Raw genomic sequence first — 12,678 nt, 5'->3', positions numbered from 1 at the left:
AGGTCATCCAGGTCAGCATCGGTATTGGTATTCAGGCCACTGATCATGGCTGCGTAGGTCTGCAGATCTGCGGCCTGGAACAACAGGCCGAGCGGCAGATTGACGCCCAGCTCCATCTGCAGGCGCGCCATCACCTGGGTGGCCAGCAACGAGTGCCCACCCAGTTCAAAGAAGTTTTCGTTCAGGCCAACCCTTTCCAGCTTCAGCACATCGGCCCAGATCGCCGCGATCTGCTGCTCCAGTGTGGTCTGCGGCGCCACGTATTCGCCCTGCAACAGGCTGGCACCCGGCTGTGGCAACGCCTTGCGGTCCAGCTTGCCGTTGCCGGTCAGCGGCAGCTCGGCCAGGAACAGCACGTGGGCCGGCACCATGTAGTCCGGCAGGCTGGCCTTGAGCCCTTCACGCAGCGTTTCGCGCATGGCCACTTGCGCTTCAGGGTTGCCAACCACCGCACTGTCGGCGGGCACCACGTAGCCCACCAGTTGCTTGCCGCTCGGGCCATCCTGAGCCAGCACCACGCACTGCCGCACGTCGTCTTGCTCATGCAAGCGCGCCTCGATCTCGCCCAGCTCGATACGGAAGCCACGAATCTTCACCTGGTGGTCGATACGCCCCAGGTACTCGATCACACCATCACCCGCGTAACGGGCCAGGTCTCCCGAGCGATAAAGCCGCCCGCCCTGCCCGTCGAACGGGTCCGGCACGAAACGCTCGGCGGTCAGCGCCGGGCGGCCATGGTAGCCGCGAGCCAGGCCGTCCTGGCCAATCATCAGCTCACCGTGGCTGCCTGGTACGATCGGGTTCAGCGCGCCGTCCAGCAGGTACCAGCTGAGGTCGGGAATCACCTCACCAATCGGGCTGCTGCCGACCTTCTTCAGGTCATCCAGGCCAATCGGTCGATAGGTCACATGCACCGTGGTCTCGGTGATGCCATACATGTTGATCAGCCGTGGCTGGCAATCGCCGAACACCTCGAACCATGGCTTGAGGCTGCTCACATCCAGCGCCTCACCCCCAAACACCACATAGCGCAGGGCCAGTTTCCGGCCAGCCTGCGCCGCTTCGCAGGCAACCGGGATCAGTTGCTGGAATGCCGAAGGGGTCTGGTTCAGTACCGTGACTTGCTCGTCTACCAGCAAGGCATGGAAGTCCTGCGAGGAGCGCGCCACGTCCTTCGGCACGATGATCGCCTTGCCGCCGTACAGCAGGGCGCCATACAACTCCCATACCGAGAAGTCGAAGGCGTAGGAATGGAACACCGTCCACACGTCGCTGGCATCGAAGCCGAACCAGTCTTGTGTGGCCGCGAACAGGCGCACCACGTTATGGTGCGCCAGCAGCGCGCCCTTGGGCTTGCCGGTGGAGCCGGAGGTGTAGATCACGTAGGCCAGGCTCTGCGACGACACGGACACATTCGGGTTGGCGTCGCTATAGCCGGCCAGGGTCTGCTCGTCCAGCGCCAGGCACTGAATACCCGATGGCGCAGGCAAGGCAGCGCGCAAATGGGTTTGGGTCAGCAACAGGGCAATGCCGCTGTCTTCGAACAGATAGGCCAGGCGATCCTGCGGGGATCCAGGGTCCAACGGCACGTAAGCACCGCCTGCCTTGAGGATCCCCAGCAGGCCGACCACCATCTCCAGGCTGCGCTCCACGGCCAGCCCCACCAGGACGTCCGGGCCCACGCCCGACTCACGCAGGCGATGCGCCAGGCGGTTGGCCCGGCGGTTCAGCTCGCCGTAGCTGAGTGTCTGGCCGCCACAGCTCAGGGCGATGGCATCCGGAGAGCGCTGGACCTGCGCTTCGATCAGCTGGTGCAGTGTGCGTTCGCCGGGGAAGCTTGTATGGGTGCGATTCCAGTCCTGAATGACCTGCATTCGCTCATGCTCAGCCATCAACGGCAGGTCGACCACTCGCTGCCCGGGTTCACCCACGATTCCCTGCAACAGGTTCAACCAATGCCGGGCCATGCCCTCGATGGTTGAGGCATCGAACAGATCCGTCGCATAGGTCAATGCCGCACCAATACCCTGCTCGTGCTCGAACGTATCCAGGGTCAGGTCGAACTTGGCGGTGTGGCTTTCCCACGCTAACTCTTCCATCTCCAGCCCATGAAGGCTGCTGCGTGCGCCCTTGGCCTGGGTCTGGTGGTTGTACATCACCTGGAACAAAGGGCTGTGGCCTGGGTTGCGCTCGACTTGCAAGGCCTCGACCAGTTGCTCGAACGGCAGGTCCTGATGGACCTGGGCGTCCAGTGCGCACTGCTTTACCTGCTGCAACAACTGGCTGAAGGTCGTCGTCAGATCGAAATCGGCGCGCAACACCTGGGTGTTGACGAAAAAGCCGATCAAGCGCTCGGTCTCGACCCGGTTGCGGTTGGCGACCGGCACGCCTACACGGATGTCGGGCTGCCCGCTGTAGCGGTGCAGCAGTGCCTGGAAGCTGGCCAGCAGCAACATGAACAGTGTCACGCCCTGCTGTTGGGCGAGTTGCTTCAGCGCCGCAGCCAAGCCGTTATCCAGTGCAACCGTGACACGCGCTCCCTGATAGCTGCTTACAGCAGGGCGCGGGCGGTCAACAGGCAGTTCCAGCACAGGCTGCTCATCACCCAACTGCGCAGTCCAGTAAGCCAGTTGCTTCTCTTGTTCGCCGGCCTCCATCCAGTTGCGCTGCCAGGTGGCGTAATCGGCGTACTGCACCGGCAGTACCGGCAGTTCCACCGCCTGGCCCTGGCTGTGGCCGTGGTAGAGCTGCACCAGCTCGTTGACCATCACCGGCATCGACCAGCCGTCGGAGACAATGTGGTGCAGGGTCAACACCAGCACATGCTCGTCCGCCGCCAGGCGCAGCAGGTGCACACGCAGCAGCGGGCCTTGCTGCAGGTCGAAAGGCAAGTGCGCTTCGGCCTCGACACGCTGACGCAGATGGTTGTCGTCAGCCTGCTCCAGCACTTCAATAGCCAGTTCGAAAGGGATGTGAGGGTGGATTACCTGAACCGCCCGCTCCCCCTCCAGCTGGAAAGTGGTACGCAGCGTTTCATGGCGTTCGATCAAGGTCTCGAAACTGCGCTGCAGGGCCTGGATGTCCAGATGGCCTTTGAAACGCAAGACGGACGAAAGGTTGTACGCGCTGCTGACCTCGCCCAGCTGCGACAGAATCCACAGGCGTTGCTGGGCATAGGAAAGCAACGCCGGTTCTTCAGGGGTCCTCGGGAGGATTGGCGTGACACCGTACAGGTTCACGCCTTGTTTCTTGAGCAAGGCTGCCAACGCCTTACGTTTTTGGGTGGACAACGATACGACTGTATCGAGCAGCTCTTGCACAGGGAATCTCCTAAGAAATCAGCTCATCAATTTCCTCCGTAGTTAGACGGTTGAGTGGTGGCATGGATTTAGCCGGAAATTCGTGGCCGGTATCGCGCGGCATCTGTACGCATGAGACTGGAGGCTGCTCCAGGCCTGCAGGAGATCCCCCAGCCCTGCGGACTGCGCTGTCGCGCAGAGAACTGTGTCCACTGTGGGAGATTCTATGGTTTTCAGCAAGGCGCTTTCCCACCCTTGGTGACATATTCGTCCTGATTCTTCATCAGGGCGAATGCCACTCGTGCAAGCTTCCTGGCCAGGATTACCAACGCCTGGGTTGTTGCTTTACCCGCATTGCGATGCTGTTCGTAGAGCCCTTTCCAAGTGGCCGTCCGGCTGGCTGACATCGCCGCGTTATGCAGCAGGCGACGGATTTCTGAGCAGCCTCGCTTGGTAAGGCGACGACGTCCATTCTTCTGCCCAGAATCAATCACTCGTAGATCCATTCCCAGGAATGCAATGTACGAATCACTGCTCTTGAACTCGCCCCGCATAAAAGCCATTACCAAGGCAGTGGCCGTGAGAAACCCAATACCCTCTACCGCCTGGCAGCGAGCAACTTGCTCGTGCAGCCCTGCTTCGCGCAGCACTTCTTTAATTTTCTTTTGGATCAACAAATCCAGCCGGTCTATCGATTTTACAAAGGTTGTGAAGGCGGCTTTCAAAAGGGCTTCATTAGCCCAGCTCTGAGTCATCGCCGTGCGGGCAGTCACCAAGGCCGCTCGGCGTCGCAGAAGGCTCTGAAGCTTGCCGTAGACGGCGGGAGGGGGAGTCCAAGGGCGGAGGTCTTCCCCCTCGTTTCTCAACAACAACCGAGCATCAGTGGGGTCCGTTTTTACCCGTACACCCACGCTTTTGCGGTAGTTGCTCAGTTGGAATCCATCAATGACATAGACCTCGAAACCCAGGCTATGGGCCAGCTCAACCAAGTCCAGGTGGTAAACATTGGTCGCCTCAACAGCAATTGCCGTGTTGAGAGGCTGTTGCTTCAGCCATTTCTTGATTTCTGGTTTGGTATTTTTCACCTTGATGATCTCATCGCGATCATCGTGATGAATCACTAACTCAGCTTTCGCGACATCCGCACCGACGATCAATTTGCCAACCTGCATTGCCACGGGAGCCTCCTCACGTTATGGTTTTTTGGCTTGAAGGGGTTTCACCAAGAGGCGCTGGCTTGCTTCTATCGTCGTTTGCAAACGATGCATTCTTTATCGGCGCTTTGGTGGAAGGGGTGGGGCGATGTCTCCCACGGTCTGTACTGCTGTGAACAGTCAGAATCGGGCATTTAGTCCCACCACCCCTTCAAGTCTAACCATACAAGCGGGCTTGTCCCGCGAAGGGGGCCACGCAGTGCATCGCACCGGCTTCGCCGGTGTTCGCGGGACAAGCCCGCTCCCACAGTGATGGCGCCAGCTTTCAGATCTTGTGTAAGACCATTGCTGCCACAAGGCAGAAGGCTCAGGAAATCAGTTCATCGAGTTCTTCCATGCTCAGGCTATCCAGCAGCGCCAAGGACTTGGCCAGCTGGTCCTGGGTGGTATCGACAATTGGCGCCTTGCCCTCGAGCAGGCGGCAGAAGTCGGCCAACACCGGGTACTCGAAGAGTTCTTTCAGTTCGGCCGCTACACCCGCTTGCTCCTGGATGCGCACAATCACGGAGGTGGCTAACAACGAGTGCCCACCCAGCTCAAAGAAGTTGTCGCTCAGCCCGACCCTCTCCAGCTTCAGCACATCCGCCCAGATCGCCGCGATCTGCTGTTCCAGCTCGCTTTGCGGGGCAACGTATTCACCCTGCAACTGGCTGGCATCCGGCTGTGGCAGGGCCTTGCGGTCGAGCTTGCCGTTCGGTGTCACGGGCAATTTGTCGAGCAGCAACAAGTGAGCCGGCACCATGTAGTCCGGCAAACCGGCCTTGAGCGCTTCGCGCAGGCTGTCGCGCAGTGCGCTTTCATCTTGCGTGTTGTCGACAGGCACCACATAGCCCACCAGCTGCTTGCCGCTTGACCCGTCCTGCGCCAGCACCACCGCTTCCTGCACGCTCGGCAGCTCCAGCAGGCGCGCTTCGATCTCGCCCAGTTCAATACGCAGGCCGCGGATTTTCACTTGATGGTCGATACGACCGGCGTAGTCGATCACGCCGTCGGCGCGGTAGCGCGCCAGGTCGCCGGTGCGGTACAAGCGCCCGCCGTTATCACTGAACGGGTCCGGCACGAAGCGTTCGGCAGTCAGCGATGGGCGCTGGTGGTAGCCGCGAGCCAGGCCGACCCCGCCCAGGTACAGCTCGCCCGCACTGCCGCGCACGGCCGGTTGCAGGCTGCCTTCGAGAATGTGGGTTTTCAGGTTGTCGATTGGCTGGCCGATCGGCACGCTGATGCTTTCGTCCGGCTGGCAGGTCCAGTGGGTCACGTCGATGGCCGCTTCGGTCGGGCCGTACAGGTTGTACAAGCCCGCTGCCGGCAGCCGTTGCAGGGTTTGACGCGCCAGCTCGGCCGGCAGTGCTTCACCGCTGCACACCACGCGCTTGAGGCTGATGCAGCTTTCGACCGCTTTGTGGGTCATGAACGCCTGCAACATCGATGGCACAAAGTGCAGGGTGCTGATGCCATGGTGGTTGATGGTTTCCACCAGCAGTTGCGGGTCACGGTGCGCCCCTGGCTGGGCCACGACCAAGCGCGCGCCGGTCATCAGCGGCCAGAAGAATTCCCACACCGACACGTCGAAGCTGAACGGGGTTTTCTGCAGCACGCTGTCGCTGGCGTCCAGGCCGTAGGCCTTCTGCATCCACCACAGGCGGTTGACCAGCGCCTGGTGGCTGTTGCCGGCGCCTTTCGGGCGGCCGGTGGAACCGGAGGTGTAGATCACGTAGGCGAGGTTCAGCGGCGCCACATCGACGGCCGGGTTGGCGTCGCTGAAGCCGCTGAGGTCTTCGACATCCAGGTCCAGGCTGCGCAGGCCGGCCGGAATCGGCAGGTTGTCACGCAGGTGCGACTGGGTCAGCAGCAAGGCGATGCCGCTGTCTTCGAACATATAGGCCAGGCGGTCCTGCGGGTATTCCGGGTCCAGCGGCACGTAGGCGCCGCCAGCCTTCACAATGCCCAACAGGCCGATGACCATCTCCAGGCTGCGCTCCATGGCGATGCCCACCAACGCATCCGGGCCAACGCCCAGTTCGCGCAGCTTGTGCGCCAGCTGGTTGGCACGGCGGTTGAGCTCGACATAGCTCAGGGTCTGCTCGCCAAACACCAGTGCCGGAGCGTCCGGGGTGGCGAACACCTGAGCTTCGATCAACGAATGAATGCTGCGCTCGTTCGGATAGGCCGCTTGCGTGTGGTTCCAGCCTTCGACCATCAGTTGCTGTTCGGGCTGGGCCAGCATTGGCAGTTCACCAATAACGGCATCAGCACGATCGGTTAGCGCCTGAAGCAGGTTGGTGAAGTAACCCGCCAAACGGCCAATGGTCTCGTCGCTCCACAACGCACGGTCATGGCTGTACTGCATCGACAGGGTCGCACCCAGCTCTACTACCAAGGTCAGCGGGTAGTTGGTCTGCTCCTGCACGACCACCTCGCCAAAGCGCAGGCCACCGGGGGCGCCTTGTTGCAGCGCCTCGGACACCGGGTAGTTCTCGAACACCAGGATGCTGTCGAACAGCGCGTCACCGCCCTGCCCCGCCCAGCGCTGCACGTCGTACAGCGGCGTGTGCTCGAACTCGCGCACGGCCAGGTTGCCGGCCTGCACCTGGCCGATCCACTCGGCCACGGTCTGCTCGGCACGCGGTGCGCCGATTACTGGCAGGGTATTGATGAACAGGCCGATCTGCTCTTCCACGCCGGGCAGGTCTGCCGGGCGGCCGGCGACCGTGGCGCCGAAGCACACGCTGGCCTGGCCGGTGCAGCGCTGCAACAGCAGCAGCCAGGCCGATTGCACCAGGGTATTGACCGTGACCCGGTTGGCCCGGGCGAAGGCTTCGATGCGCGCGGTCTGCTCGTGGTCGAAGGCCAGCCGGTGGTCACCGTAGCCCGTGCCAGCAACGCCTGCGCTGCCGGCGATGGCCTGGGCCAGGCGGGTCGGCTCATCGAGGCTAGCCAGTTGGGCCTTCCAGAAGGCTTCTGCCACCGCTGCGTCCTGGTTTTGCAGCCAGGCGATGTAGTCACGGTAATGAGTGGCCTGCGCCTGTGGCGCCACGCCAGCATAGCGTTGCAGCACTTCACCCAGCAGGCGCGAGGTGCTCCAGCCGTCCATGAGGATATGGTGGTTGGTGTAGATTAGCTGGTAGCTGTCATCGCCCGTGCGTACCAGTACCAGGCGCAGCAATGGCGCTGCGGCCAGGTCAAAGCCACGCTGGCGCTCGCCTTCGGCCAACGCCTGCAAGGCCTGCTCCAGCGCCGGCTGGCCGCGCCAGTCGTGCTCGCTGAATGGCAGCTCGACCGCCTTGCGTACCACCTGCACCGCCTGCTCCAGTTCGCCCTGCATGAGGAAGCCGGTACGCAGGATGTCGTGGGCATCGAGCGTGGCCTGCCAGGCCTGCTTGAAGCGCTGCACATCCAGCCCGTGCACGTCCACGCGCAGCTGGTTGATGTAGTTGCCGGCCTGCTGGTCGTACAGGGTGTGGAACAGCATGCCCTGCTGCATGGGCGACAGCGGGTACACATCGGCGATCTGCCCGGCGGCCAACGGCAGGCTGTCCAGTTGCGCCTGGGTCAGCGCGGCCAGCGGGAAGTCAGATGGCGTCACACCTTGGTGTTGGGCATTGCAGCAATGCTCGACCAGTTCCGTCAGGGCCTGCCCGTAGGCATGGGCCAGGTGCTCGATGGTGGCCGGGTGGTGAACGTCGGCGCTGTAGGTCCATTCCAGGAACAGTTCGCCGCCGTACACCTGGCCAGTGATGCTCAGCCAGTTACCCAACTGCGCTCCAGCACATTGGGTGCGGCCTGCCGCCTCACTGCTTGGGGTGAACAGTGCGCTGGCTTCGCTATCGAAGCTGGCGTCAAACTGGCCCAGGTAGTTGAAGGTGACACGGGGCCGGGCGGCGCTCGCCAGTTGCTCACGCACCTCGGGGGCGCCAAGGTAGCGCAGCAGACCATAGCCGATGCCTTTGTCCGGTATTGCGCGCAACTGCTCCTTCACCCGCTTGATCGATTGGCCAAGGTCGTGGCCAGGGGCAAGGCGCACCGGGAACAGACTGGTGAACCAGCCCACGGTGCGGCTGAGGTCGAGGTCGTCGAACAGGTCTTCGCGGCCATGGCCTTCCAGTTGCACCAGTACGTTGTCCTGGGCACTCCACTGGCACAGCGTGCGCGCCAGTGCAGTCAGCAGCAGGTCGTTGATCTGCGTGCGGTAGGCGGCTGGGGCCTGCTTCAGCAGCTTGGCGGTACGCTCGGCATCCAGTCGCGTGGCGGCGGTGCGGGCATGGGTGTTGTCCAGGCTGCCCTGCGGGTTGTCACGCGCAAGTTCTGCGTTGTCGCCGGCCAGCACCTGCTGCCAGTAGCCTTGCTGTGCGTGCAAGGCCGGGCTACTGGCGTGGGCGGCAAGGCGCTCGGCCCAGGTATTCACCGGGCTGGTCTTGGCGGGCAGGCTCACGGCCTGGCCGTTCAGCAATTGCTGGTAGGCCTCCTGCAAGTCTTCCAGGAGGACGCGCCACGACACACCGTCCACCACCAGGTGGTGAACCACCAGCAGCAGGCGCTGCTGGCCGTCGGGGAAGTCGAACAGTTCGGCGCGCAGCAACGCCCCTTGCTCCAGGTTCAGGCTGGCCTGCACACCGTTGCCGGCAGCGTCCAGTTCGCCCAGCGAGGCCAACGTGTGCTGGCGCAGCAGCGGCGCATTGTCCAGTGGCTGGAAGCGGGCTTGCCACTGGCCGTTGTCTTGGGTGAAACGCAGGCGCAGGGCATCGTGGTGTTCAACCACGGCGCGAAGGGCGGATTCCAGTTGCGGCACCTGTACCGGGTCGGCCGTCTTGAGCAATACGGACTGGTTCCAGTGCGCAGGCTGGGCGACATCCATTTCGAAGAAACGCACTTGGGCGGGCAGCAGCGCGGCCTCGCCGCTGATGGCGGTGTCCACGGCTGCAGCTGCAACTACCGGCTGTTTGGCCTCGATGCGCTTGGCCACCTGGGCCAATTGGGCGATGGTCTGTTGCTCGAACAGTTGCTTGGGAGTGATCTTGATACCCTGGCGCTTGGCCCGGGCGATGATCTGCAGGCTGAGGATGGAATCGCCGCCCAGCTCGAAGAAGTTGTCGCTGCTACCAACCTGCTCCAGCTTCAGTACATCGGCCCACACGGCGGCCAGTTTCTCTTCGATCTCACCTTCCGGCGCCACGTAGCCACGGCTGACCGCGCCGGGTACCGGCAGCGCGCGTTTGTCTAGCTTGCCGTTGGCGGTCAGCGGCAGGCGCTCCAGCAACAGCATCTGTGCCGGCACCATATATTCCGGCAGGCGTGCTTGCAGTTGCGCCTGCAACTGCTGCGTCGTCACGCCAGCATCGACCACTGCGTAGGCCACCAGTTGCAGGCGCTCGGCATCACCTTCCAGCGGCAGTGCCAACACCACGGCGTCGTTGACTTCAGGCAGGCCGGCCAATACCCGGCCGACTTCCCCCGGCTCCACGCGGTAACCGCGGATTTTCACCTGGTCGTCGGCACGGCCAATGAACTCGACCAGGCCATCGGCCGTCAGCCGTGCACGGTCACCCGTGCGATACAGGCGCAAACCGTTCTCGGCCGGCACGAAGCGCTCGGCGGTCAGCGCGGGCTGGCCCAGGTAGCCCTGGGCAACGCCCTGCCCGCCCAGGTACAGCTCACCGGGCACCTGTGCCGCCAGTGGGTTGAGGTAGCCATCCAACACCTGGGCGCAGGCATTGCCCAACGGGCGACCGACCGGCACCGTACGGCAGCCTGGCACAGGCTGGGCGGGTTCGAAGGTAAGCACACCGACCGTGGTTTCGGTCGGGCCGTAGTGGTTGATTACCCGGCAACCCGGGCGAAGCTCCCGGACTTTTTCCAGCAGGCCCCAGCTACATGCCTCACCGCCCAGGATCAGCGCCTCGACAGGCAGTACATCGGCGGCGCGGGCTGCTTGCAGCAAACCTTGCAAGTGGCTCGGAACCAACTTCAACACGCCAACCTGATGCTGCGCCATGTAGCTGGCGAAGCCATCCGGGTCGAATGCCAGCTCTTGCGGCAACAGGTGCAGCAAGCGGCCGGACGCCAGAGCGCCGAATAGCACGGTATGGCCCAGGTCGGCTGCGGGAGTGGACACCATTGCCATGCTGGCCGAACCCGGCAGTTGCAGGCGCTCCAGCACGGCCTGGGTGTAGCTGGCCAGCGCGCCGTGGCTCACCACCACGCCTTTCGGCTGGCCGGTCGAACCGGAGGTATAGATCAGGTAAGCCGGCTGCTCAGGCGCGATTGCCACCTCGACCGGGCTGTCGCTGCAGGTTGCCCAGGCGGCGTGCTCGCAGGCAATCACCTGCACGCCTTGCAGGTCGGTGAAACGATCATCACCGGGTTCGTGCAACAGCACTGACGCACCACTGTCAGCAATCAGTTGTTGCAGGCGCTCCTGCGGTTGCTGGCCGTCCAGCGGCAGGTAAGCCGCACCGCTCTTGAGCACCGCGAGCAAGGCGCTGACCCACTCGATGGAACGCGGCAGGCACAGGGCTACGATGCTGCCAGCACCCACACCGCGCTGGCGCAGGAAGCTGGCCAGGCGATTGGACGCTGCCTCCAGCCCGGCCTGGGTCATGAACCGCTCACCGGCTCGCACGCCGCCGTGGGCCTGGCCTTGGGCTATGGCCTGGCGCCACAACGCAAGAATGTCACCCTGCGGATAAGACTGCACAGCAGCCGGCAGCACAGCCACAAGCTCTGGGCAGTCGACGATTACCTGCTGCGGGTCGCGGGTCAGCGCTCCCAGCAGATGGCGCAAAGAGCCAGCCATACGCTCGATGGTGGCCTGCTCGAACAGGTCAGTTGCGTAGGTGAAGTAGCCCTCGATGCCTTCGGCCTTGTCGGAAAAATCGAACGCCAGGTCAAAGCGCGCGTCGCCACCGTCACGGGCAAAGCCCTCCACCTCCAGCGTACCTAGCCGCTTGCGCTCGGTGTCGCTGGCGGCCACGTGCTGGTTGATCTTGAACTGGAACAGCGGGTTGTGGGCCAGGTTGCGCTCCGGCAGCAAGGCATCCACCAGATGCTCGAACGGCAGTTCCTGGTGCGACTGTGCGCCGCCGATCACGTCCTTGACCTGCTCCAGCAGCGCGGCAAAGGTGGCGCGCTCGTCCACCTGCACACGCAGCACCTGGGTGTTGATGAAGAAGCCGATCAGGCCTTCCAGCTCCTTGCGGTTGCGCCCGGCGTTCGGCGCGCCGATGCGGATATCGGCCTGGCCGCTGTAACGCGACAGCACCACCGCCATGGCCGCCAGCACCAGCACGAACAACGTATGGCCACCCTTGCGGGCCTGGTTGCGCAGGGCTTCGGCCTGTTCGCCGGCAATGTCCACGCGCACCACCGCGCCGCGCTGGCTTGGCGTGGCCGGGCGCTCGAAGTCCAGTGGCAGGCTAAGCACCGGCTGCTCATCGCCCAGCTGTGTCTGCCAATATTCCAGCTGTCGCTGTGCCTCGCCGGCTTCCAGCCAGGCACGCTGCCAGATGGCGTAGTCGGCGTACTGGATTGGCAGGGCCGGCAACTGCGCCTGACGGCCTTCGGCCAGGGCGGTATACAGCTGGATGAACTCCTGCACCAGCACATCGCTCGACCAACCGTCAGAAATGATGTGGTGCATGCTCAGCACCAACACATGCTCCTCGTCACCCACGCGGAGCAGCGTTACCCGCAGCAGCGGCCCAGTCAGCAGGTCGAACGGCCGCTTGAGTACGGCGTCCACCGCCGCGCCCAGCGAGGCCTCATCGTCGGCACCGTCGAACACCGCCAGCTCCAGTGGCAGCGGGCAGTGGTCGAGGATTTCCTGATGAAATTCGCCTTCGTCCGAGGCGAAGCGCGTGCGCAGAGACTCGTGCCGTTGCACCAGTGCATCCAGCGCCTGCTGGAGCACCACCTGGTCCAGCGCACCTTTGAGGCGCACCGCCATCGGCACGTTGTAGGCCGGGCTGTCAGGCTCCAGCTGCCAGAGGAACAGCAGGCGCTGCTGGGCATACGACAGCGGGATGCGCGCCAAACCCTGGCGTGCGGGCACGATGGGCAGCAGGCGGAAGCTCTGGCCGCTGGCCTGCATCTTTTCCAGGATCTGCTGGCGCTGCTCCACGGGGAGGCCGACGAAACGTTGGGCGATGCGTTGTGCTGCAGTGAGTTCCATG

2 protein-coding genes and 1 pseudogene are annotated in these 12,678 nt (G+C 63.4%); all 3 read right to left on the bottom strand.

Going from position 1 to position 12,678, the window contains the following annotated elements; all coding sequences use genetic code 11:
• Nucleotides 1-59 precede the first annotated feature (59 nt).
• Nucleotides 60-3,320, bottom strand: a pseudogene (locus PP4_RS06345) (amino acid adenylation domain-containing protein); the annotation flags it as partial.
• A gap of 212 nt (nt 3,321-3,532) precedes the next feature.
• Nucleotides 3,533-4,477 carry an IS110 family transposase gene (locus PP4_RS06340; protein WP_016498399.1) on the bottom strand — a complete coding sequence of 315 codons (945 nt, stop codon included), beginning with the start codon at nt 4,475-4,477 and terminating at the stop codon, nt 3,533-3,535.
• Between the two features lie 343 nt (nt 4,478-4,820).
• The gene (locus PP4_RS06335) at nt 4,821-12,677 is read right to left on the bottom strand and encodes a non-ribosomal peptide synthetase (protein ID WP_016498398.1); all 7,857 of its coding nucleotides are present in this window, start codon (nt 12,675-12,677) and stop codon (nt 4,821-4,823) included.
• Nucleotide 12,678 lies beyond the last annotated feature (1 nt).

The organism is Pseudomonas putida NBRC 14164 (assembly GCF_000412675.1).
GTDB classification, from domain to species: domain Bacteria; phylum Pseudomonadota; class Gammaproteobacteria; order Pseudomonadales; family Pseudomonadaceae; genus Aquipseudomonas; species Aquipseudomonas putida.
This window is presented reverse-complemented; position numbering and strand designations above follow the sequence as displayed.

Bases quoted from the DNA above. Each gene is read 5' to 3' on its own strand.
- PP4_RS06335 (WP_016498398.1), bottom strand. From the start codon at position 12,677: ATGGAACTCACTGCAGCACAACGCATCGCCCAACGTTTCGTCGGCCTC.